Annotated in this window: 23 protein-coding genes and 1 pseudogene; 15 read left to right on the top strand and 9 right to left on the bottom strand. The window is 69.9% G+C overall.

The window, feature by feature from the left end:
• Positions 1 to 94: 94 nt before the first annotated feature.
• Complete coding sequence (locus L1066_RS01675) at positions 95 to 466, bottom strand: hypothetical protein (protein WP_235734628.1); 372 nt, start codon at positions 464 to 466, stop codon at positions 95 to 97.
• A gap of 164 nt (positions 467 to 630) precedes the next feature.
• Here L1066_RS01675 and L1066_RS01670 point away from each other — a divergent pair, with 164 nt between their 5' ends.
• The 4 genes from L1066_RS01670 to L1066_RS01655 are packed head-to-tail and all read left to right on the top strand — an operon-like array spanning position 631 to position 5,186.
• Complete coding sequence (locus L1066_RS01670) at positions 631 to 2,823, top strand: DEAD/DEAH box helicase (protein WP_235734627.1); 2,193 nt, start codon at positions 631 to 633, stop codon at positions 2,821 to 2,823.
• Positions 2,820 to 3,470 (top strand): SWIM zinc finger family protein, encoded by a 651-nt coding sequence (locus tag L1066_RS01665; RefSeq protein ID WP_235734626.1) that lies wholly within the window; start codon positions 2,820 to 2,822, stop codon positions 3,468 to 3,470. Before L1066_RS01670 ends, L1066_RS01665 begins: the two co-directional genes overlap by 4 nt.
• Positions 3,471 to 3,524: 54 nt before the next feature.
• Entirely contained in the window at positions 3,525 to 4,262 is a 738-nt protein-coding gene (locus L1066_RS01660) for an SAM-dependent methyltransferase (RefSeq protein WP_235734625.1), read from the top strand.
• A gap of 57 nt (positions 4,263 to 4,319) precedes the next feature.
• Entirely contained in the window at positions 4,320 to 5,186 is an 867-nt protein-coding gene (locus L1066_RS01655) for a bile acid:sodium symporter family protein (RefSeq protein ID WP_235734624.1), read from the top strand.
• A 5-nt stretch (positions 5,187 to 5,191) separates the two neighbouring features.
• Here the strand turns inward: L1066_RS01655 and L1066_RS01650 are convergent, their stop codons facing one another.
• Positions 5,192 to 5,839 carry a TetR/AcrR family transcriptional regulator gene (locus L1066_RS01650; RefSeq protein ID WP_235734623.1) on the bottom strand — a complete coding sequence of 216 codons (648 nt, stop codon included), beginning with the start codon at positions 5,837 to 5,839 and terminating at the stop codon, positions 5,192 to 5,194.
• Positions 5,840 to 6,583: 744 nt separating this feature from the next.
• Positions 6,584 to 7,204 carry a TetR/AcrR family transcriptional regulator gene (locus tag L1066_RS01645; protein ID WP_235734622.1) on the bottom strand — a complete coding sequence of 207 codons (621 nt, stop codon included), beginning with the start codon at positions 7,202 to 7,204 and terminating at the stop codon, positions 6,584 to 6,586.
• A gap of 78 nt (positions 7,205 to 7,282) precedes the next feature.
• Here L1066_RS01645 and L1066_RS01640 point away from each other — a divergent pair.
• From L1066_RS01640 to L1066_RS01620, 5 genes and pseudogenes are all read left to right on the top strand, one after another.
• Positions 7,283 to 8,894: pseudogene (locus L1066_RS01640) on the top strand (carboxyl transferase domain-containing protein).
• A gap of 5 nt (positions 8,895 to 8,899) precedes the next feature.
• Positions 8,900 to 9,856, top strand: a complete 957-nt coding sequence (locus L1066_RS01635; RefSeq protein WP_235734621.1) for an ATP-binding protein — start codon at positions 8,900 to 8,902, stop codon at positions 9,854 to 9,856.
• Positions 9,778 to 10,860 (top strand): biotin/lipoyl-containing protein, encoded by a 1,083-nt coding sequence (locus tag L1066_RS01630; protein WP_312006747.1) that lies wholly within the window; start codon positions 9,778 to 9,780, stop codon positions 10,858 to 10,860. Before L1066_RS01635 ends, L1066_RS01630 begins: the two co-directional genes overlap by 79 nt.
• A gap of 97 nt (positions 10,861 to 10,957) precedes the next feature.
• A complete protein-coding gene (locus L1066_RS01625; protein WP_235734620.1) occupies positions 10,958 to 11,794 on the top strand; it encodes a hydroxymethylglutaryl-CoA lyase in 837 nt (278 codons plus the stop codon).
• The gene (locus tag L1066_RS01620; RefSeq protein ID WP_235734619.1) at positions 11,791 to 13,959 is read left to right on the top strand and encodes a cell division protein ZapB; all 2,169 of its coding nucleotides are present in this window, start codon (positions 11,791 to 11,793) and stop codon (positions 13,957 to 13,959) included. Before L1066_RS01625 ends, L1066_RS01620 begins: the two co-directional genes overlap by 4 nt.
• Positions 13,960 to 13,971: 12 nt before the next feature.
• Here L1066_RS01620 and L1066_RS01615 read toward each other — a convergent pair whose 3' ends face one another.
• From L1066_RS01615 to L1066_RS01605, 3 genes are read right to left on the bottom strand one after another with little or no spacing between them, the layout of a single operon-like run.
• Entirely contained in the window at positions 13,972 to 14,655 is a 684-nt protein-coding gene (locus L1066_RS01615; RefSeq protein WP_235734618.1) for an EcsC family protein, read from the bottom strand.
• Positions 14,656 to 14,704: 49 nt separating this feature from the next.
• On the bottom strand, positions 14,705 to 14,941 hold the full coding sequence (locus L1066_RS01610) for a hypothetical protein (RefSeq protein WP_235734617.1): 237 nt from the start codon (positions 14,939 to 14,941) through the stop codon (positions 14,705 to 14,707).
• The gene (locus tag L1066_RS01605; RefSeq protein WP_235734616.1) at positions 14,938 to 15,693 is read right to left on the bottom strand and encodes a sulfotransferase family 2 domain-containing protein; all 756 of its coding nucleotides are present in this window, start codon (positions 15,691 to 15,693) and stop codon (positions 14,938 to 14,940) included. The genes L1066_RS01610 and L1066_RS01605 overlap by 4 nt, the downstream gene beginning before the upstream one ends.
• A gap of 47 nt (positions 15,694 to 15,740) precedes the next feature.
• Between L1066_RS01605 and aat the strand changes: the two genes are divergently transcribed.
• Together aat and L1066_RS01595 are read left to right on the top strand one after the other, a co-directional pair.
• Positions 15,741 to 16,400: a leucyl/phenylalanyl-tRNA--protein transferase gene (aat, locus tag L1066_RS01600; RefSeq protein ID WP_235734615.1), complete on the top strand. Its 660-nt coding sequence runs from the start codon at positions 15,741 to 15,743 to the stop codon at positions 16,398 to 16,400.
• 177 nt (positions 16,401 to 16,577) lie between these two features.
• On the top strand, positions 16,578 to 17,003 hold the full coding sequence (locus tag L1066_RS01595; protein ID WP_235734614.1) for a hypothetical protein: 426 nt from the start codon (positions 16,578 to 16,580) through the stop codon (positions 17,001 to 17,003).
• Positions 17,004 to 17,090: 87 nt separating this feature from the next.
• Here L1066_RS01595 and L1066_RS01590 read toward each other — a convergent pair whose 3' ends face one another.
• Positions 17,091 to 17,423: a rhodanese-like domain-containing protein gene (locus L1066_RS01590; protein WP_235734613.1), complete on the bottom strand. Its 333-nt coding sequence runs from the start codon at positions 17,421 to 17,423 to the stop codon at positions 17,091 to 17,093.
• 34 nt (positions 17,424 to 17,457) lie between these two features.
• Positions 17,458 to 18,324 carry an Fpg/Nei family DNA glycosylase gene (locus L1066_RS01585; RefSeq protein WP_235734612.1) on the bottom strand — a complete coding sequence of 289 codons (867 nt, stop codon included), beginning with the start codon at positions 18,322 to 18,324 and terminating at the stop codon, positions 17,458 to 17,460.
• 80 nt (positions 18,325 to 18,404) lie between these two features.
• Between L1066_RS01585 and L1066_RS01580 the strand changes: the two genes are divergently transcribed.
• Positions 18,405 to 18,701 carry a hypothetical protein gene (locus L1066_RS01580; protein ID WP_235734611.1) on the top strand — a complete coding sequence of 99 codons (297 nt, stop codon included), beginning with the start codon at positions 18,405 to 18,407 and terminating at the stop codon, positions 18,699 to 18,701.
• Positions 18,702 to 18,740: 39 nt separating this feature from the next.
• Complete coding sequence (locus L1066_RS01575) at positions 18,741 to 18,950, top strand: hypothetical protein (protein WP_235734610.1); 210 nt, start codon at positions 18,741 to 18,743, stop codon at positions 18,948 to 18,950.
• A 23-nt stretch (positions 18,951 to 18,973) separates the two neighbouring features.
• Here the strand turns inward: L1066_RS01575 and L1066_RS01570 are convergent, their stop codons facing one another.
• Entirely contained in the window at positions 18,974 to 19,702 is a 729-nt protein-coding gene (locus L1066_RS01570) for an IclR family transcriptional regulator (RefSeq protein WP_235734609.1), read from the bottom strand.
• A 67-nt stretch (positions 19,703 to 19,769) separates the two neighbouring features.
• On the opposite strand from L1066_RS01570, the gene L1066_RS01565 reads away from it, so the two are divergent.
• Complete coding sequence (locus L1066_RS01565; protein WP_235734608.1) at positions 19,770 to 20,531, top strand: class II aldolase/adducin family protein; 762 nt, start codon at positions 19,770 to 19,772, stop codon at positions 20,529 to 20,531.
• A 35-nt stretch (positions 20,532 to 20,566) separates the two neighbouring features.
• The gene (locus L1066_RS01560; protein WP_235734607.1) at positions 20,567 to 21,052 is read left to right on the top strand and encodes a nitroreductase/quinone reductase family protein; all 486 of its coding nucleotides are present in this window, start codon (positions 20,567 to 20,569) and stop codon (positions 21,050 to 21,052) included.
• The last annotated feature ends 224 nt before the right edge of the window (positions 21,053 to 21,276 follow it).

Raw genomic sequence — 21,276 nt, 5'->3', positions numbered from 1 at the left:
AGCGTAGAGGGCGGGTGCACGCCGGTCGCGCGCAACTCGTGAGGGAACGTTTTGTCGGCGTCAGCCGTTAGCGTCAGGTCTGCCTGCATCCCTGTCAGTCGAAAGGCACCGCTTGAGCTTCGTCCCCGTCCTCGGCCCGGCCACGTTCCACCCCCAGTCGCCGCCCCGCCTCAGCGAGGTGGAGTTCACCGGCGCGGGCCGCACGGTGCGGCTGGCGATGCGTGCCGCCCTGCCGGTGCTGAGTCGCGCCCGCGCCGACGAGACCGCCCACGAGAGCGTGCAGCTGCTTGGGGGCGCGGCCCTGCTGGCGATGCAGGTCGTGGCTGCCGGAGCGCTCTCCCCGGGCGATGACATCCTGGGAACCCGTGTTCACGGCGCGAGACGACGACCGAGTGCGGTCGCTCGCCGCCGCCCGGGCGGGCGAGGTGCCGACCGCGGAGGCCGAGGCGCTGGTGCGTTCGGTCATCGATGCCGTGGTCGATGCGGTGCCCAACGCGCGACCCGCCTCGAAGCCGGTCCGGAGGAGGCGACCGCGCGTACCGACCGGCGAGCGAGGGCGCGGGCCGACTTCTCGAGCCGACTCCAGGCCCGACTCGACCGGGGTGCCACCTCGGCCGACCTCCCCACCTGGTGCGGATCGCGCTGCGGGTCGAGGCGCCGGAGGAGGAGTTGCTGGCGGGCGCCGTGACGCTGGTGCTGCAGGTGCACGATGCCCACAATCCGCTGCACGTGGCAGACGCGGCCGTCCTCTTCACCGACGGGAGTGCCGTGCACGGCTTCGGCGAGCGGGCCCAGGTGCACACCGGTGTCGCGTTGCGGGAGGCGGCCACGGCCTGGCCGCCGTTGGAGCGCTTCGCCGAGTTGCGGGTGCCCGACCGGATCACCCTCGACACCGACGAGATCCTCGACTTCCTCGACAACGGAGTCACGGCGCTCACCGAGCGGGGCATCGACGTGCACTGGCCGCGGTCGCTCAACCGTGACGTGACGTCGCGGGCGGTGCTCCGTCCCGGCAAGGAGGACCTGCTCGAGGAAGGGCTCTTCGGACCGGATTCGCTCTTCTCCTTCAACTGGCAGCTGGCCCTGCACGGCGACGTCCTCACCGACGCGGAGATGGACGCGCTCGCCGAGGCGGCGGCGCCCCTGGTGAAGCTGCGCGACCAGTGGGTCGTGGTCGACTCCGCCACCTTGAAGCGAGCGCGCAAGCGGATGATCCGCACCGTCAAGCCGAGCCAGGCGCTGGCGGCCACCTTGACCGGTGTCGTCCAGGTCGACGACACCGAGGCCGAGGTGATCGTCGGAGCGAGCCTCGAGAAGGTGCGCGAACGATTGCGTGGCGCGGCGGCCAGCGAGCCGTTGCCGGTGCCCGTCGGACTGCAGGCCGAGTTGCGGGACTACCAGCGCCATGGCATGACCTGGCTGGCCGAGCTCACCGGCATGGGGCTGGGGGCATGCCTTGCCGACGACATGGGCCTGGGCAAGACGATCACGTTGATCGCGCTGCACCTGCACCGCCAGGAGCGGGCCACCGGAGGGCCGACACTCGTGGTCTGCCCGGCCAGTTTGCTGGGCAACTGGGAGGCGGAGGTACGCCGCTTCGCGCCCGGGGTGGAAACGCGGCGGTTCCACGGCCCGGGCCGTTCCTTGGAGGGTCTGGCCGGAGGCTTCGTGCTCACGACCTACCAGACGATGCGCAATGACACCGAGACGCTGGCGCAGGTGTCGTGGGACCTGGTGGTCGCCGACGAGGCACAGCACGTGAAGAACGCCCAGTCCGGCACCGCGCGGGCCCTGCGCAAGGTCCCGAGCCGGGCCCGGGTCGCGCTGACGGGCACCCCGGTGGAGAACAACCTGACCGAGCTCTGGGCCATCCTCGACTGGGCCACCCCTGGGCTGCTCGGCAGCCGCCAGGCATTCCGCAAGGTGTGGGCGGCGCCGATCGAGGCCGGTGTGGACCCGGCGCTCAATCGACGCTTCGCCGACCTGGTGCAGCCTTTCCTGCTGCGCCGTCGCAAGAGCGATCCCGGCATCGCGCCCGAGCTGCCACCCAAGACCGAGACCGACCACCTGCTGTCGTTGGGGCGCGAGCAGGTGGTGCTCTACGAGACGCTGGTGCGCACCTCGATGGAACGCATCGAGCAGGCAGACGAGGAGGCTCGCCGCGGACTCGTCCTCGCCCTGCTCACCGGGCTGAAGCAGATCTGCAACCACCCGGCGCACTACCTCAAGCAGGCCGACCCGCGGATGCGGGGACGCTCCGAGAAGGTGGAACTGCTCGACGAACTCATCGACACGGTGGTGCGTGAGGACGGAGCGATGCTCGTCTTCACGCAGTACGTCGCGATGGCGCGGCTGCTGGAGCGGCACCTGACGGCCCTGGGGGTGCCGGTGCAGCTGCTCCACGGCGGCACGCCAGTTCCCGAACGTGAGCGCATGGTGGCGCACTTCCAGTCGGGCGAGGTGCCGGTCTTCCTGCTCTCGCTGAAGGCCGGCGGCACCGGTCTCAACCTGACCCGGGCCGACCACGTCGTCCACTTCGACCGTTGGTGGAACCCCGCTGTCGAGGACCAGGCCACCGACCGTGCCTACCGGATCGGTCAGACCAAGCCGGTGCAGGTGCACCGGATGATCACCCAGGGCACGGTCGAGGAACGCATCGCCGAGCTGCTCACGCGCAAGCGATCGCTCGCCGACTCGGTGCTGGGCCGCGGTGAAGTCGCTCTGACGGAGCTCTCCGACTCCGAGCTGATGGACCTCGTGCAGCTGCGCCGCGACGATGCGCGCCGCTACGGCGACGACGGCAACCAGGGGGTGGCGCCTTGAGTGCCGTCACCCATCCTCGCTTCGCGCCGCGTCGCGGCGGGGCGAAGGCCTCGAGCTGGTGGGGGCGAGCCTGGGTGCGCGCCGTCGAGGAGGCGGCCTACGCCGACCGCGACCTCAAGCACGGACGCCGGTTGGCTCGTGACGGTGCGGTCGGCGGGATCGCCGTCGACTCGGGGACTGCGTTCGCCGCCGTCGTCGAGGGTGATGACGCCTGGACCACCAGCGTGCGGGTCCCCACGCTCGACGCGGCTGGCATCTCCGCGCTCGTGGAGGTGGTGGCTGCCGAATCCGGTCGCATCGCCGCCCTCGTGGCCGGTGAACTGCCGCACACACTGGTCGAGCACGCGGAGGAGGCCGGCGTCGAGCTGCTTCCCTACGGCAGTGAACTCGACGCCCAGTGCAACTGCGACCACTGGGTCGCGCCGTGTCCGCACGCGGTGGCGGTGCTCAGCCAGATCGCGTGGCTCGTCGACGCTGATCCGTTCGTGCTCCTCACCCTGCGCGGTCTCTCGCGCGAAGAGCTGTTGGCGCGCCTGCACAAGGACGTTGCTGCTGCCGCGGAGGTCGATCCCGAACTGGAGGCCGACCTCGACACCGCTGAGGAGGCCGTCCGCCGGGTGCGAGAGGAGCTCGCCCGGGCGGAGTGAGCTGCAGGGCGAAAACCTGGTGCCGACGGGGCGCGGAACTGCCACGATCGCGGTATGGACAAGGAACTTGTTGATCTCTTCTGGCAGGCGCACGACGGTCTTCCCCGGGAGGCGCCTGGCTCGGAGGAGACACTGGAGCTGCTGTTGCGACTTGCCGCTCCGCTCGCCGAGCGACCGCGCGTCCTCGACGTCGGCTGCGGCACCGGGCCTGCCAGCATCCCGCTGGCGCGACTCTCCGGTGGCGTCGTCACGGCGGTGGACCTGCACCGCCCCTTCCTCGACGTGCTGGTCGAGAACGCCGTGGCGGCCGGAGTGTCCGATCGGGTGAGCGTGCTCGAGGCGTCGATGGATGCCCTGCCGGTGGAGCCGGGGACGGTCGACCTGCTCTGGGCGGAGGGATCGGCGTACGTCATCGGCTTCGACGCTGCGTTGGCCACATGGCGTCCGTTGCTGGCGCCCGGCGGCGTCCTGGTGCTCACCGAGGCCGAGTGGCTCACCCCCGAGCCGGAACCGGGGGCGCGTGACTTCTGGGACGAGGGCTACCCGACGATGCGCACCACGGCCGACAACGTCGCCGCCGCCCAGCAGGCGGGGTGGACCGTGCAGGCCACCTACGTGCTCCCCGACAGCGACTGGGCGGCCTATTACGGCCCACTCGCCGCCCGTATCGACGAGTTGCGCGCTGCTGGTGTGGCGGAGGGAGTGCTGGCGCAGGTGGGTGCCGAGATCGGCGTACGCGAGCGGTTCGGCGCCGACTACTCCTACACGGCCTACGTGCTGCGGCCGCGCTGAACGGGTAGGGTCCGGACACGTGTCCCAGTAGGGGATGCCCGGACCATGGGTGAGCCGATGAACGACTCAGCACTGATCACCGTAGGGCTGCCGATCGCCCTCGCCATCATCATGTTCGGTCTGGGGCTCTCCCTCACCGTCGCCGACTTCGCCCGGGTGGCCCGCTCGCCCAAGGCGGTCGTGGTCGCCCTGGTGATCCAGGTACTGCTGCTGCCCGCAGTGGCGTTCGGGCTGGTCAAGGCCTTCGACCTCGACCCGCTCCTGGCAGTCGGCGTGATGCTGCTGGCCGCGTCACCGGGAGGCACGACGGCCAACCTGTTCAGTCACCTCTTCCACGGCGACGTCGCCCTCAACGTGAGTCTCACCGCGATCAACTCGGTGCTGGCGGCCTTCACGATCCCGCTCATCACCAACTTCGCGATCGGCCACTTCGACGCCGACGGCGAGCTCGGGTTGCAGTTCGGCAAGGTCCTGCAGGTGATCGCGATCGTGCTCGTGCCGGTGGTGCTGGGCATGTTGGTGCGCAGTCGCTGGCTCGACTTCGCACGCGCCGCGGATCGACCGGTGCGGATCTTCTCGATCCTGGTGCTGGTGATCGTCGCGGTCGGGGCGCTGCTGGGGGAGCGGGAGAACATTGGCGGCTACCTCCAGGACGTCGGAGTCGTCACCGGGCTGTTCTGCCTGATCAGTCTGTCGGTCGGCTACGTCGGGGCTCGTCTCCTGCGTCTCGGCGAGGCCCAGGCAGTGGCTTGCTCGATGGAGATCGGCATCCACAACACGACGATCGCGCTGACGATTGCGCTGAGCGTGCTCGACAGCACCGAGGTCGCCATCCCGGCAGCCGTCTACTCGGTGCTGATGTATGTGCTGGCGACTGCCTTCGGGTTCGCGATCACGCGGAGGGCCGCGGCGACGTCTGCGTGATGCCCTCAGCTGATGCCGAGGGTGTGGAGCTGGCGTTGGAGGGTGGCCTCGAAGAGGTGGTCCGCCGGGTCGGCCGTGCCCACGAAGTGGCCGGCGAGCTCAAGGGTGAGCAGTCCGACGAGCCCAGCGATCTCGGCCAGCACGGCACCAATGCCCGAGGTGGTGGCGTCCGGGGTGATCTCCTGCACGATGCCCAGCTGGGCGGCCAGCTTCCGGCCTGAGAAGGCCTCGACGTCGTTGGCGGCGCCGGCCTCGAGGAACGGGCGCACCACCGCCTCGGCGGCGGGGATGGTCTCGGGTGGTGCGACGTAGCCGGGGATCGGGGTGCCGTAGATCAGCTGGAACTCGTGGGGATGATCGACTGCCCACGTGCGCAGTGACCGGGCGAGGGCGAGCCACTGCGTGGCCGGGGTACGCCGACCGCTGCGGCCCGCTTCCAGGGCGTCGGCCAGGTGACCGTAGCTCTCGATGATCATCGCGGTCAGGAGTGCCTCGCGGGTGGGGAAGTAGCGATAGACGGCCGAGGAGACCAGTCCGACCTCGCGCGCGACGGCACGCATCGAGAGCCCGCCACCGCCGTGGGCAACGATCTCGGTGCGTGCGGCGGCGAGGATCGCCGCCACGTTCTGGGCCCTGTTGTCGGCGCGGGACATCTGACTCCTTCGGATCGGCGGTCTCAGTCTGCCACAAATGAGAGCACTGCTCTTGATTTGTGGTGGCGAAGTGTGCAACTCTCAAAACGAGAGCGGTGCTCTCTAATTTCCGAGGAGAAGCGATGACCACCTTCCATGCACCTGTCGAACCGACTTCCGACGCCTTCGCTGGGGCGAGACGCGTTGGTGGTGTGGGGCGCCGCGGAACCGCCGCCGCGCTGCTCATGCCGCTCGTCGCCACGGGCGTGCTGATGGCGGCCTACCTGGCCCTGCGTCCCCATGGCGACCACGGCGCGACTCTCGACCGTGATGCCGCCGAGGCGTTCGCGTCGCCGTGGTGGGTCGTCGCGCACCTGTGTGGCATGTTCGCACTCGCCCAGCTCGCGCGCTTGGCGCTCCGGGTCGACGACCTGGCCGGCGGGGTCTCCGGGGCTGTGGCGCGGTGGGCGTCGCTCGCCGGACTGGTGCTGGTGCTGCCTTACTATGGGGCCGAGACCTTCGGGTTGCACGCCATCGGCGCAGCGGCTGTCGACGGCGACCTCGCGACCCTGGAGCTGGCCGACGAGGTGCGCAACCACCCTGCTGCGATGACGCTCTTCGGGCTGGGGCTGCTCCTGTTGGCCGTGGGGGCCGTGGCGGCGGCGCTCGCCTGGCGTCGTTGGGTCCTCGGTTCAGGCGGCGGCGGGGGACCGCTCGAGCTGCGTGGGCCCTCGCTGGAGGAGTGGTCCTCCTCCTGCCGCAGTTCTACCTGCCGCCGGCTGGGCGGATCGCCTTCGGGGCGGCGTACCTGGCGGCGGCGTTGGTGTGGGTGGTCGCCGTGGTGCGGCCCAGGGAGCGCAATGACATCTCCTCGAGGATGGTGCGCATCTCCTCGGCAGGGACGACGCTCGAGTGAGGCGTGGAGTTGAGCAGGCCGAAGTTGGCATGGGTGATGGCGCGGGCCCGCTGCAGGGTGAGGTCGGGGTCGAGGGCGAGGAGCTGGCCGGCCCACAGGTCGACGTATTCACGCTGCAGGGCACGCACCGTCTCTCGGGCCTCGGCCGGGAGCGACTCCCAGTCGCGGTCCTGCACGACGATCAGCGCCCGGTGGTTGATGGCGAAGTCGACGTGCCAGGCGATCAGTGCCAGGAGGGCGTCGTCGGGCTCGGGGTTGGCCTCGGCCCGGCGGCGGCCCTCGGTCAGGAGCTCCTCGCTGATTCCCACGAGCATGGCGGCAAGCACCGCGTCCTTGGCCGGGAAGTGCTTGTAGAGCGCCGGTCCGCTGATGCCGCACGCGGCGCCGATCTCGCTCACGGACACGCCGTGGAAGCCGCGCGCAGCGAACAGTTCCGCCGCGGTGGCGAGGATCTGTTCACGTCGAGTCACGCAGCGAAGCCTAACGGTGCGGGTGGAGTGGGGGTTGCGCCTTCCCACTTGGTTAGCGATCATTAACTCATGAGCGAGATGAGCGACCTCGTCGCCGACCTCCGTGAACGGCTGTCCCGGGCCCACCAGGGCGGTTCGGAAACTGCCCGGCGCAAGCACACCGACCGCGGCAAGTTGCTCGTGCGCGAGCGAGTCGACCGACTCCTCGACCCGGGCAGCCCGTTCCTCGAGTTCAGTGCGCTCGCAGCGACCGGGATGTATGGCGCTCCCGACACCAGCGGCGCGGGTGACCCGGTGCCCAGCGCGGGCATCGTCACCGGCATGGGCATGGTGGCGGGCCGGCTCTGCGTGGTGATCGCCAACGACGCCACCGTCAAGGGCGGCACCTACTACCCGGTGACCGTCAAGAAGCACCTGCGGGCACAGGAGATCGCCCGGGCCAATCGACTCCCGGTGATCTCGCTGGTCGACTCCGGAGGCGCCTTCCTGCCGATGCAGGACGACGTCTTCCCCGACCGCGACCACTTCGGCCGGATCTTCTTCAACCAGGCCACCATGAGTGCAGAGCGGATCCCGCAGCTCGCCGCGGTCATGGGCTCCTGCACCGCCGGCGGCGCCTACGTGCCGGCGATGTCCGACGAGACCGTGATCGTCAAGGACCAGGGCACGATCTTCCTCGGTGGTCCGCCGCTCGTGAAGGCGGCCACGGGCGAGGTGGTGACGGCCGAGGAGCTCGGTGGCGGCGACGTACACGCCCGCACGTCCGGTGTCGTCGACCACCTGGCGCTGGACGACGACCACGCGCTCGGCATCCTGAGGGGGATCGTGGAGACGCTGCCGCGTGGTCTCGACAGGCTCGACCAGCGAGGGACGGTCCTCGACCAGCGAGGGGCGGTGGAGGAACCCGCCGAGGATCCGCAGGGGCTGTACGACGTCGTGCCCACCGACACCCGCACGCCGTACGACGTGCGTGAGGTGATCCGGCGCATCGTCGACGGCAGCCGGTTCAGCGAGTTCAAGCAGTTGTACGCCGAGACCCTGGTCTGCGGGTTCGCCCACATCTGGGGGCATCAGGTGGGCATCGTCGCGAACAACGGGATCCTCTTCTCCGAGTCGGCCCGCAAGGGGCGCACTTCATCGAGCTGTGCAACCAGCGCGGCATCCCGCTGGTCTTCCTGCAGAACATCTCCGGCTTCATGGTGGGTCGGGAGTACGAGAACAACGGCATCGCCCGCGACGGCGCGAAGCTGGTGACCGCCGTCGCCTGCTCGGTGGTGCCGAAGTTCACGGTCGTCATCGGCGGCTCCTTCGGCGCCGGCAACTACGGCATGTGCGGTCGGGCCTACGATCCGCGCTTCCTGTGGATGTGGCCCAACGCCCGCATCTCGGTGATGGGCGGCGAACAGGCGGCCTCCGTGCTCGCGACCATCAGGCGCGACGCCCTGGAGGCGGCGAGCAGTGCCCGGGGCGAGAGCCAGGGCGAAGCGTGGTCGGTCGAGGACGAAGAGGCCTTCAAGGCACCGATCCGCGAGCAGTACGAGGCACAGGGGTCGCCCTACTACTCCACCGCCCGACTCTGGGACGACGGCGTGATCGACCCCGTCGACACCCGCCGGGTGCTCGGCATGGGGCTGGTCGCCGCTGCCCACGCGCCGGTGCCCACCCCTCCTACGGCGTCTTCAGGATGTGAGTGACGTGTCGAAGGCCATCACCTCCCTACTGGTCGCCAACCGCGGCGAGATCGCTCTCCGGGTGTTCCGCACCGCCGAGCGGTTGGGCATGCGCACGGTCGCGATCCACACCGACCTCGACGCCGATGCCCCGCACGTGCGGGCGGCGGACTCGTCCGTCCGGGTCGGTTCCTACCTGGCCATCGACGAGGTCGTGGCGGCAGCCGTCGCCAGCGGCGTCGACGCGGTCCATCCCGGCTACGGCTTCCTCTCCGAACGACCGGAGTTCGCGCGGGCCCTGGAGGCGGCGGGCGTCCGCCTCGTCGGCCCCAGCGCTGCGGTCATGGAGCAGATGGGGCGCAAGGACGCTGCCCGCGAGATCGCGATCGCTGCCGGCGTACCGGTGATCCCGGCGTACGACGTCACCGCCGACCCGTCGACCTTCGCCTACCCGGTGCTGGTCAAGGCGGCGGCCGGGGGCGGTGGCAAGGGGATGCGGGTGGTGCGCAGCGCGGACGAGTTCGCGGGCGCGGTGGCCGCCGCTCGTCGGGAGGCGACCGCTTCCTTCGGCGACGACACCATGCTGGTGGAGAAGTACGTCGAGTCCGGACGCCATGTCGAGGTGCAGGTGATGGGTGACGATCACGGCGCGGTCGTCCATCTCGGAGAGCGTGACTGCTCCACCCAACGACGCCACCAGAAGGTGCTGGAGGAGGCGCCCGGACCCACGATCGACCTGGCCCAGCGTGAGCGGCTCGGTGCCTCGGCGGTCGCACTGGCGAAACAGGTCGGCTACTCCGGCGCCGGAACCGTCGAGTTCCTGCTCGACAACGCGACCGGGGAGTTCTACTTCCTGGAGATGAACACCCGACTGCAGGTCGAGCACCCGGTGACCGAGTTGGCCTGGGGCTGGGTCGACCTGGTGGAGCTGCAGCTGGAGGTGGCGGCGGGGAGCCCCTCGGGCTCGAGGAGGGCGACCTGAGGGCCCTGCACGCCCACGCCATCGAGGCCCGCGTCTATGCCGAGGACTCCTTCGGCGGCTTCCTGCCGCAGGCCGGCACCGCCCGCGTCGTGCACTGGCCGCGGCAACAGCATCGCGACGCGAGTCGCGGCGTCCGCGTCGACCACGCCCTGGAGTCCGGCCAGGTCGTCAGCACCTCCTACGACCCGATGCTCGGCAAGGTGATCGCGTGGGGGCGGGACCGTGAGGACGCCCGTGCTGCGCTGCTCGAGGCGCTCGACGACACCGCGGTTCTCGGTCTCACCACCAACGCCGGATTCCTCCGGCAGCTCGTGGCCAGCGACGAGTTCCGAGACGCCACCATCGACACGGCCTGGCTCGACACCGCCGAGTTGCCGGCGCCCGATCCCGGCACGGCGCGGATGTTGGCAGCACACGCCGTCGCCGAGTCGCTCCGGCGTACGGCGAGCGGTCCCTTCGGCTCGGACAGTTGGCGGGCGAGTGCTGGTGCGGCCCCCGTCACCCTCCGCCTCGACGACGAGGTGGTGGTGCATCACGTCGACGGCATGAGTGAGATCGACGGGCACCGGCTGCGGACGCTCTCGTGCCGAGAGCTCCACGACCCGCCGGGTGGGCCCGGCGGGGCACAACGAGTCGAGATCGACCTCGACGGGTCGAGGCACGTGCTCTTCCTTGCCCACGGGCCGCACCGGACCGAGGCGGTCCACCGGGGGCAGCGGTTCGACCTGAGCGCGCCCGATCTCCTTGCCGGCGGAGGCCAGGCGATGGCGGCCGGCGAGGTCGTCGCGCCCATGCCGGGCACGGTGCTGGTCGTCGACGTCCGGGTCGGTGACCGGGTCATCGCGGGGCAGCCGCTGGGAGCGATCGAGGCGATGAAGATGGAGCTGTCGCTCACCGCGCCGTTCGACGGCGTGGTCACGGGGGTGGGCGCCACGGTCGGTGACCAGGTGGCGTTGGGGGCACCACTGTTCACGGTCGAGGCGCCGGGCGAGCCGGAGGAATGAGCATGCTGCCGATGCACGTCACCGAACCCGGGTTGCCCGAACGGGTCACCATCTGGGAGGTCGGCCCCGGGACGGCCTGCAGAACGAGAAGACGATCGTGCCGGTCGGGGTGAAGGCAGAGTTCGTCCGCCGACTCGTGGCCGTCGGGCTGCCGATCGTGGAGGCCACCAGCTTCGTGCACCCGCGGTGGGTGCCGCAGCTGGCCGACGCCGCGGAGCTCATGACGGAGCTCGGCGAGGCCGGGCGCGACCTGCCGGTGCTGGTGCCCAACGAACGCGGTCTCGACCGGGCGCTCGAGTTCGGCCTGCGCCACATCGCGATCTTCGGCTCCGCCACCGAGACCTTCGCCCACCGCAATCTCAACCGCGGCCTCGACGAGCAGTTCGCGATGTTCGAGCCGACGGTGCGCCGCGCCCGGGAGGCGGGGATCGACGTACGCGCCTACGTGTCCATGTGTTTCGGTGACCCGTGGGAAGGCGCCGTCCCGATCGACCAGGTCGTGCAGGTCGGGCGTCGGCTGCTCGACCTCGGCGCCTCACAGCTGAGCCTCGGCGACACCATCGGGGTCGGCACACCGGGCCACGTGCGCGCCCTGGTGCGTGCCTTCGCCGATGCCGGTACGTCGGTCGACGCGTTGGCCGTGCACTTCCACGACACCTACGGCCAGGCACTCGCCAACGCCCATGCCGCCCTCCGTGAAGGCGTGACCACCTTCGATGCCAGTGCTGGTGGCCTGGGCGGCTGCCCCTACGCCGAGAGCGCCACCGGAAACCTCGCCACCGAGGACCTCGTGTGGATGCTGCGAGGGCTGGGGATCGACTCCGGGGTCGACCTCGGGGCGCTGGTGGGGACCAGCGTCTGGATGGCCGAGCAGCTCGGCCGCCCCAGTCCCTCCCGGGTCGTGCAGGCCCTTGCGGCACAATCTGCCCCATGACCTCTCCGACCCCTGCCCGCGGCTGGGCATGGGTTGAGCACCTCCTCGAAGGCGGCACCACTGCGTGGGCAGAGTTCGATGCCGCACCGGTGGCGCCGCGCCACCAGTTCTTCCCGGGCGCCGCGCAGCTCGAGTTGGCCCGCCGGGTCAACGTCGAGGGCGCCGCTCCCGGCGTCGTACGTCGGATCCTCGCCACGGGCGCGCCAGCGCGGGGGCGGCAGGAGTTCCTGGTGAGCGGGGTCGCTGAGGAGCGCGGCTACGGTCCGGTCCCGGTGGACCCGGCCGATGTCCCCGCTGCGGAGCTGGTGCGGGTAGGTGTCGGTGTGCTGGCCGAGCAGCTTGCCGAGCGGGTGCCTGCGCCGGTGCGAGGACCCCGGGTGCGTTTCCTTGACCGGTTCCGTGGCAGCGGCGTGCTCACCCTGCCGCTCACCCCGGTCGACGGCCTCCTCCACGACGCCTGGGTGGCTCGGGCGAGGTCCGGTCCGGTGCTGCCGTGGCAACGCTGGGCCGTGCGGCTGGCGCAGCGTGACGCCGTCCCACAGGCCCTGCGTTTCACCGAGCGTGGCGAGCACTGGCTCCGTACCGGCATCCGACGCCGGGTCGAGCTCTCCGGCGCGGAGGGACACCCCCGGTGGCCGCCGACGCGACCGACCTCGTGCGCCGGGTTCAACCCTTGCTCGGCGGCCTCCTCGACCGTGATTCGCGGGAGCGGGTGTCGACCCAGGTGCTCGCACCGTGGCTCGACCGACAGATCGGGGCGCGTCGGCTGGTGCTGCCGGTGGAGGCCCGTGAGTGGGCCGTCACACTGGCGGAGCGGCTGGCCGCAGACGTCCGCCGGGCTGGTTACCCTGTCCGGGAGACCTCGCGGTGCTGGCGGAGATCGACACCGCAGGTCCGGACCGACCGCAGCCGGACGACGTACTCGCGGTGACGGTGCAGGTGCTGGGCAACGGATGGGAGCAAAGGTGAGCCGGAACAGGGTGATCCTGCACGTGGGGACGCCGAAGACCGGCACCTCCTACCTCCAGGACGTGCTCTACAACAACCGGTCGATGCTGAGGGCGTCGGGGATCAACTATCCGGCTGAGCGCTTCGACGCACAGTTCCTGGCCGCGCTCGATCTCATGCGGCTGCCCTGGGGCGGCCTCGAGCAGGAGGCGGTCGGTGCGTGGGACAGGCTCGCCGAGCAGGCCCGCGCCTGGAGCGGCACCACGATCATCAGCCACGAGATCCTTGCGAACGCGTCGCGCCCGCAGGTGCAGCGTGCGCTCGAGTCGATCGGCCATCCCGACACCGAGGTGCACGTGGTGCTGTCGGTGCGCGACCTCGTGCGCCAGATCCCTGCGGAGTGGCAGGAGAACATCAAGCACCGACGGACGGTCCGCTTCCGACGCTTCATCCGTGATCTCCAGGATCCGGCACGCGAGGGAAAGATCGCCAGCTGGTTCTGGTCGGTGCAGGAGGTGCCTGAGATCCTCGACCGGTGGGCGGCCGACCTGCCGCCGGAGCAGGTGCACCTCGTGACGGTGCCACCGTCCGGATCCGACAGCTCCTTGCTGTGGGGCAGGTTCGCCCGTGCCTTCGGGCTCACCGGGGTCGACCTCGACCTGCACGTGGAGCGCGTCAACCCGTCGATGGGCGTGCCGGAGACCGCGCTCGTGCGCCGCATCAACAAGCGGGTCAACGCGACCGTGGAGCCGGAGCACTACCGGCCGTTGGTGCGCGAACTCCTCGCTCACCAGACGCTTTCCAAGCGGCGCGAGTCGCCTCGGCTCGCCCTGCCTCCGAAGGTGTGGGAGTGGGCACGGGACCTCTCGCAACAGTGGGTCGACGACATCCGTAGCCGCGGCGTCGACGTGGTCGGTGACCTCGATGACCTGCTGGCCGTCGGTGAGGCACCTGACTTCGTCGATCCCGATCGCCCGAAGCCGCGCCAGATCAACCAGGCCGCGCTCGACACCATCGAGGCGCTCCTCCAGGAGGGAGTGCGGCTGCGTGAGACGGAGGATGAGCTGCGCGAGCAGGTGCGGGAGCTCGACGAGGCACTGCGTCGCAGCTACCTGCGCCCGACCTACCGGGTCCGCGAGCGCACGGTTCGCCGGCTCGAGGAGTCCGGTGCAGGCAAGGGCCTCATGGGCGCCTACCGACGCCTGCGCGGTCGCTGATCCTTCGGTTCCTCAGCGCGACTTGTGACCAGCAGCGCGGAACTCGCGCTCGGCGTACTTGCCGACGTTCCACGTGTCGTAGCCGTCGGCACCCATGCCGACCGCGCCACCGACCATGGGCACCTTGCGCGCCACGGTCGTGGCGAGGCGCTTGCCGGTGACCTGGGTGATCAGGTCCCCGGTGACCCGGGCGGCCAGCCACTTCTCCAGGCCGGGGTCGGCCGGCAGTTGCAGCAGCCCGCCGGGGCCGGCGGGGAGCTTGCCCTTGCGGCGCATCGCCTTGACGCTGTCGGGTCCGGCCAGTGCGGCGAGCACGGCCGTCCGCAGCCGGGGGTCGTCGAGGTCGGCTCCGTAGAGGTGGGCGATGCACGCGATCATGCGGCACTGGATGAGTGCGAGCCCGGTGATGTTGGCGGGCATGGCGACCGCGGTGGTCACCAGGCCGCCGACGTTGGTCGCGAAGCCTTGGGCGGCGGCGTACTTCACGTGCTTGTGAATGATGTCGTGGACGGCGCGTTCGACCTTGCCATCGGCCTCACGCAGCACCTTCCAGCACAAGAAGGCGGCCGGCGGCAGCGGCCCGATCCCCTTGATCGCACGGTCGAGGGCCTCGAGGACGAAGCCCGAGGTCAGGTCAGGAGCGGCCCGCACCGCGTGGGGTGCCACCGAGCCTGCGATCTTCTTGCCGATACCCATGCGCAAAGGGTAGGTCGGCGCCCCCGACGAGCTCGTGAGGCTCGGCTGGTCAGCGCCCGCGGCCGAAGCGTCGCTTCGTGCGCGGCGGGTCAGCGGCCTCCGGTTGGAGCTGCTCGCGGAGGCGCTGGGCCTCCTGGCTGAGGTCGAGGATCCGCTGGTGGGCGGCGCGCCGGAACCGGATGTCGTCCAGTGCGGCGGGGTGCCATTGCTCCGCGCTGACCTTCGGGGCGGGCGACCACGCGGTGCCGAAGCGCTCGAAGTCCTCGGCGTGGATCTGGGAGATCAACTCGAGGGCGTGCGGGGTGAAGACCTCGGCCGTGGCGGCGAGGGGGTCTCGTTCTCGCGACGCAGGGGCGGCAACGGGCCCAGGCCGAGGCCGTCGAGGTGCTGTTGGAGGTCGGCCAGGAGCACCGGCAGGTCGGGCAGGTCGTAGACCCCGGTGTAGGTCAGTCCCGGCTTGTGGAGCAGGTCGGACTGGGGGCGGAAGTGGCCGTCACGGCCGACGCGGTGGAGTTTGCGGCCTTCCTTGGCCGAGGCGGCGAGGAACCGGTGGAAGTCGTCGATGACGTCGGCCGGTGTCTCCGGAGTGCGTGGCCACCATGGCTGGTCGGGCTCGCCGCGATGCAGGTAGTTGGGGTTTCCGGCGAGCAGCTTCGACTGCCATGCCGACCAGACCCGCGGCCGCGGGTCTCGGATGACGGTGAAGACGAACCAGCCGCGGTCGGGGTCGCCCTGTCCGTCACGCAGCGTGAGTCGTGGGGTGTCCCCCCAGAGGTCGTGGTCGTGGATGGTCTGGCTCCGGGTCGGGCGCGGCTTGGTCGACCGCAGCAGCGCCGACTCGTCACGGCCCTCGAGGTCGAAGAGCATCCACTTGAGGGTCGAGCACGCCACCTTGAGGTTGGTGACGTAGACGATCTTGTGATCCGGCAGCACCACGGCCTTGTGCCGGCTCCGGCGTACGTCGTCGCGTGGCTGGCGGTTCAGCTCGTTGGCGGCGGCCGTGAGCTGGTCGATCCGGCCCCGGGGGTCGTCGTGCATGGCCATCCCATCGCGTCGGTGTCGGGGCCCAATCTATTCTCGACCGCGTGCCGATCGAACCCCCGCCCTCGCCGTGGGTCTTCGGTGCGCCCGACCCGCGGGCCGACGACCTGGTCGCCCTCGGTGCCGACCTCGACCCCGGCACCCTGCTGGCCGCCTACCGTGCCGGGTGCTTCCCCATGGGCGTCGAGGGGGAGCTGGGATGGTGGTCGCCGGTCGAGCGCGGCGTGCTGGAGCTCGATGGTCTCAAGGTGTCGAAGTCGTTGCGGCGTTCGTGCCGTGACTTCGAGATCCGTGTCGACACGGCCTTCCGGGACGTGATCGACGGATGTGCCGACCCCGACCGCGACGGGGCATGGATCACCACGGAGATCCGCGACGCCTATGTCGAGTTGCACCGCATCGGCTGGGCGCACTCGGTGGAGGTGTGGCGTGACGGCGAGCTGGCCGGCGGGTTGTACGGCGTCGCGATCGGTGGGCTCTTCGCCGGTGAGTCGATGTTTCACCGGGTCCGCGACGCTTCCAAGGTGGCGTTGGTCGCTCTCGTGGACCTGCTCACCGCTGCCGGACCGCAAGGGCGGTTGATCGACGTCCAGTGGCAGACCGATCACCTGGCCACCCTCGGTGTGGTCGAGTGGGAGCGGGACCGCTACCTGGCGGCGTTGCCGGCAGTGTTGCGCACGCCACTTCCCGAAATTTGGGGCTGACATGGTTTGCGCCCGCCCGGGGCGGGTAACCACTCTTCGAGCCGGTGGTTCACCTGCCCGACTGCTTGAGTTGGGTGTGGTGCTCTCACCCCGTCACACCCCGGTGTGATGGTGGCTCTGCTCGGGCGGCGTCCGTCAGACTGTCGCCGGATACCCAAACCTGTTAAGGGGATAGACGTGAAGCGAATCGCTCTCATCGGCGCATCGCTGGTGCTCGTTGGTGGCATGGCCACCGCGTGTGGCAGCCCGCCGGACGACGCAAGCAAGGACGACTTCTGCAAGGCCATGGAGAGTCTGAACGGCGTCGGCGACGACAAGGACAAGTTCGAGGACGCTCGCGACGAGATCAAGGACACCGGCACGCCGAAGGAGATCGACGGCGACGCCCGCGAGGGGTTCGAGGTCTTCGTTGACGCCCTTGACGACGTCGACGACCCGAAGGATGCCGACGAGCCCGACCTCGACAAGGACGACGAGGAGAAGGTCGGCAAGTTCTACGAGAAGTACATGGAGATCTGCAGCTCCACGCCCGACGCGCCTGACACGGGCGACCTCGAGGACCAGCTCGACGACCTGGAGACCGACGGTCTCGAGACCGAGTGACACCCTGATCCCTCGGCCCTGCTGTTGACGGATCGACGAAGGGCGCCTCCACCATCGCGGTGGGGGCGCCCTTTCGGCATTCGCGGGTCAGACCACCTGCGGCGGCTGGCCGGTTTCGCTGACCATGGGCCGGCCCGCGCCTTCCCAGTCGAGCATGCCGCCGTCGAGGTTGACCACGTCGCGGCCCTGGTGGGCCAAGAAGGCAGTGGCCTGCGCGGATCGGCCACCCACCTTGCACACCACCAGGGTCTGCTCGGCCGGTACCTCCTCGACGCGTTCCATGAGCTCAGACAGGGGGATGTGCAGGGCGCCTTCGATGTGCCCGTGGTCCCACTCCACCTGCTCGCGCACGTCGAGCACGTGCAGGCCGGCGGGCAGGGGGTCGGGGACGCCGGTGATGGCGACGGTGGGGACGTTCATGGATCCGAGCCTGCCACAGGGGTTCGCCGCGTGCTCACTTGAGGAGTTTGCTCATCCGCCGGTCGGCCAGTGGCTTGCCGCCGGTCTGGCAGGTCGCGCAGTACTGCAGGCTCGAGTCGGCGAAGCTCACCTCGCGCACGATGTCGCCACACACCGGGCACGGCTTGCCGGTGCGCCCGTGCACCGCGAGGTTGGTCTTCTTCTCGCGCTTCAGCTCGCTCATCGCAATCCCCTCGGAGCGCGCCACCGCAGCCGCGAGTGTGTCGTGGATGGCGTCGTACAACGTGGTGAGGTCGTCGTCGGTGAGCGACGTGGCGGGCTTGAACGGTGACATCCGGGCGGCGTGCAGGATCTCGTCGGAGTAGGCGTTGCCGATGCCGGCGATGGTGCCTTGGTGCCGGAGCACGCCCTTGATCTGGGAACGCCCCGCCGCCTGCAGGATCTCTCCGAGTCGGTCACGGGTGAAATCGTCGTCGAGGGGATCCGGGCCGAGCCGGGCGATGCCTTCTACGTCCTGAGGGTCACGGACGACGTAGAGGGCGAGTGACTTCTTGGTGCCGGCCTCGGTGATGTCCAGGCCGGAGTCGTCGTCGAGCACGATGCGCACGGCCAGTGGTGACTTGCCGCCCGGGCGGGGCGGTGTCTTGGGGACCTCGTCTCGCCACCGGATCCAGCCGGCCCGCGCGAGGTGGAGCACCAGGTGGAGTCCGCCGGCGGAGATGTCGAGGAACTTGCCGTGGCGGGTGACCCCTTCGATGAAGGTGCCCTCGACCGCCGACAGGGGTGGGTCGAAGGTCTTCAGGGCGCTGAAGGCCGCCAACTGGACCTGCGCGATGGCGCGATCGGCCAGTCTTTGGGAGAGGTCGAGCGAGAGCGCTTGCACCTCGGGGAGTTCAGGCACGTCGTCAGCCTAGCCAGTCGGGCTAGGTGTGGTGGCCGGACACGACCTAGGGTGGCACCGCCGAGGACAAGGGGTGTGACGTGACGGCGAGTCGATCTGCTCGTGAGAAGAAGGCCGCCGTCGAGGCAGGTCCGCTGGCCAAGGTGCGCATCGACCTCGACGACCAGCAGCAGTTCGTCTACAAGATCAACTGCACCGTCTGCACCGTCAAGGGGCGCCGCAACTGGTCTGTCTACCGCCCGGGTGGTGACAACGGATTCATGGCGGCGATGGACCGGTGGATCTTCCACCTCCATGAGAAGCACGCCGGCGCCGAGGCTCCGTGCCTGGCCTATCTGCCGGCGGCCCAGCAGCGCCTCCACGAGCGACGCCAGTAGACACTCGACGTCTCTGGGCTGCGGGAGGACACTGGAGGCATGGCCATCCCGGGTGTGTCTCGGACGGGGTCGATCTACATCGACTCCCGCGGTGGCGAGCGCGCGCTGCGGGTCACCTGGCACCACGAGGACGGTCTCGTCGTGCTGTCGCTGTGGCGGGCCAAGCTCTGCACCGGCACCTTCCGGCTTCCGATCGAGGCGGTGCCGGACCTGATCGACCTGCTCCGCTCCGGGCTGGACGACGCCTGACCGCCACCACGGCCACGTCGTCATCAGCTCGACGGCGGCCGGCCGCCCAGTTCGCTCGCGGCATCGCGCACGTGTGCGCCGATCTCGGCGTACTTCTCGGGGGTGATTCGGGTGTCCGGTCCGCTGACCACGACGGCGCCGACGGGGTGTCCGGACCGGTCGCGCACCGCGGCCGCGAGGCTGGTCGTGCCCTGGCGGACGAATCCCTCGGAGAGGGACCAGCCCCGGGCGCGGATCTCGGAGTAATCCTCGTCGCTGAGGAAGGCTGAGGGATCGACGGCGAACTCCGCACGCTGTCCGGCATCGAGGTGGGCGAACAGAGCGTGCCCGACAGCACTCGACGTGACGGGCAGCGACTGCCCGGGCCGTACGGCGGTGCGCACGGCCTGGTTGCCCTCGGCGACGTCGACGACCACGACGGCGGTGCCTTCCAACATCGCGAAGTAGGCAGTCTCGCCGGTGGTGTTGCGCAGCGTGCCCATCAGGGTCCGCGCGCGCACGGGTAGGGGTGCGGTCGTCAGGGCGGTGGACGCGACCATGAGCATCTTGTTGGTCAGCTCCCACCGGCGTGGGGTGTCGGAGGTGGGGCGGATCCAGCCTTCGTCGTCCAGGGTCGCCAAGGTGCGCTGCACTGCGCTCTTGTCTTCGGACATGAGTCGGGCGAGGTCACTGAGACCGACGGGCTGGTGGGTGGCCATCACCTCCACGATGCGGAGCCCACGGGACAGGGTGCCCAAGGTCTTGACTGCCATGGTGGTGCCTCCTACGGTGTTGTCACCAAGTGACTTATCTTATCACATAGTGATCCATGGAGGAATCGTGAGCTTCATTCCCACTCCTGATCGGCTGATCCCTGAACTGGACCCACGCGAGGAGATGGTCTTGCTCGCGCGGGCGCTGTGGCGCGAGGGGTATCGCGACCATCTGTCCGGGCACATCACCTACAACCTCGGAGACGGCACGTTGCTGTGCAACCCATGGCTGCTCACGTGGGACGAGTTCATGCCCGACCAGGTGATCAGGATCGACCTCGAGGGAAATCTGGTCGAAGGTGACTGGCCGGTGCCGCTGGGGATCCCCCTGCACCTGGCCTTGCATGACGTGCGTCCCGACGTACAGATCGCCCTGCACAATCACTCCGAGTTCGGTACGGTCTGGGCCGACCTCGGCGAGGTGCCTCCGGCATACGACCAGAGTTCGAGTCTGGGCGGCGGGGAGGTCGTGCTGGTCGACGAGTACGACGGCGCCGTCAACAGCATGGAGGCGGCCGTCAAGGCGGTCGCCTCGATGGGCGATGCCGATCGTGCTCTGTTGGCTGGCCACGGAGTCTTCGTGCTGGGCAGTACCGCCAGGGCCGTCTACCTGCGTGCCGCCGCGTTGGAGCAGCGGTGCAAGAACGCCTGGATGGTGCGTGCCGCCGACGGCCCGGCGAAGTCGTCACTCCCCGACTGGTGGCTCGACCGCCAGCTCAAGAGTGACGGCAACGGGTTCCATGGCTTCTGGGAGGCCACCGTGCGTGCCGAGCTGCGCCGTGAGCCGGCCCTGGCCGATGCGATCGAGAGCCGACTCGCCGCCGTTTAGTGCCGGCAACTCGCCGGAACTGCGACAGTGGTGCCATGTCACTGCCGAAGGACAAGCCCAAGGGACTGGATGCTCCCGTCGTCGGGAAGCTCATCAAGTACGGCGCCAAGGCCAACGTCGGGATCTATCGCCTGACCAACGGCCGGATCGGTGCGAAGTGGCGGATCGGCGCCGGATGGCGCAAGCCGGTACCGGTGCTGTTGCTCGACCATGTCGGGCGGACGAGCGGGCGGAGATTCACGACTCCGCTGCTCTATCTGCGCGATGGTGACGACCTGGTGATCGTGGCGTCGCAGGGCGGCCTTCCCAAGGACCCGCAGTGGCTCCACAACCTGGTGGCCCAGCCCGAGACCACCGTGGCGCTGCCGCGAGAGCGGGCCCGGAAGGTGCGGGCGCGGGTCGCCGGCGCCGACGAGCGGGCGCAGCTGTGGCCGCGCCTGGTGGAGCTCTACGCCGACTTCGACAACTATCGGGCGTGGACCGACCGCGAGATCCAGGTGGTCGTGCTCGAGCCCCGCTGACCTCCGTCGGTCGAGCTTGTCGAGACCCCGACCCGGGCCGTGCCGTCCGGGGCAACCTCCCTCGCTGGGGCGGCGCGTCGTGCGCGCGGCTCCTCGTGTGGGTTGCGTTGGGTGGGCGCCCGCCGCGGCCAAGCCCCTTGACGCTCCGTCGGCAACCCCGGACGTCCCACCCCGCCCCCGCACTCCGTTGGTCGGGCCCGTGCGTCGTTGGTCGGTCTGTACGT

Origin of the sequence: Nocardioides alcanivorans (genome assembly GCF_021555175.1) — a bacterium.
Classification (GTDB): domain Bacteria; phylum Actinomycetota; class Actinomycetes; order Propionibacteriales; family Nocardioidaceae; genus Nocardioides; species Nocardioides alcanivorans.
The sequence above is the reverse complement of the archived record's forward strand: the minus strand, read 5'-3'. Positions and strand labels throughout refer to the sequence as shown.

What these genes read in the sequence shown, in the direction of transcription:
- L1066_RS01575 (WP_235734610.1), top strand. Translation starts at nt 18,741, where the DNA reads ATGGCCATCCCGGGTGTGTCTCGGACGGGGTCGATCTACATCGACTCC.
- L1066_RS01675 (WP_235734628.1), bottom strand. Translation starts at nt 466, where the DNA reads ATGACCGAACGCACCAGCGCCTCGGCCTCCGCGGTCGGCACCTCGCCC.
- L1066_RS01560 (WP_235734607.1), top strand. Translation starts at nt 20,567, where the DNA reads ATGTCACTGCCGAAGGACAAGCCCAAGGGACTGGATGCTCCCGTCGTC.
- L1066_RS01620 (WP_235734619.1), top strand. Translation starts at nt 11,791, where the DNA reads ATGACCTCTCCGACCCCTGCCCGCGGCTGGGCATGGGTTGAGCACCTC.
- L1066_RS01655 (WP_235734624.1), top strand. Translation starts at nt 4,320, where the DNA reads ATGAACGACTCAGCACTGATCACCGTAGGGCTGCCGATCGCCCTCGCC.
- L1066_RS01590 (WP_235734613.1), bottom strand. Translation starts at nt 17,423, where the DNA reads ATGAACGTCCCCACCGTCGCCATCACCGGCGTCCCCGACCCCCTGCCC.
- L1066_RS01615 (WP_235734618.1), bottom strand. Translation starts at nt 14,655, where the DNA reads ATGGGTATCGGCAAGAAGATCGCAGGCTCGGTGGCACCCCACGCGGTG.
- L1066_RS01570 (WP_235734609.1), bottom strand. Translation starts at nt 19,702, where the DNA reads ATGGCAGTCAAGACCTTGGGCACCCTGTCCCGTGGGCTCCGCATCGTG.
- L1066_RS01650 (WP_235734623.1), bottom strand. Translation starts at nt 5,839, where the DNA reads ATGTCCCGCGCCGACAACAGGGCCCAGAACGTGGCGGCGATCCTCGCC.
- L1066_RS01605 (WP_235734616.1), bottom strand. Translation starts at nt 15,693, where the DNA reads ATGCACGACGACCCCCGGGGCCGGATCGACCAGCTCACGGCCGCCGCC.
- L1066_RS01660 (WP_235734625.1), top strand. Translation starts at nt 3,525, where the DNA reads ATGGACAAGGAACTTGTTGATCTCTTCTGGCAGGCGCACGACGGTCTT.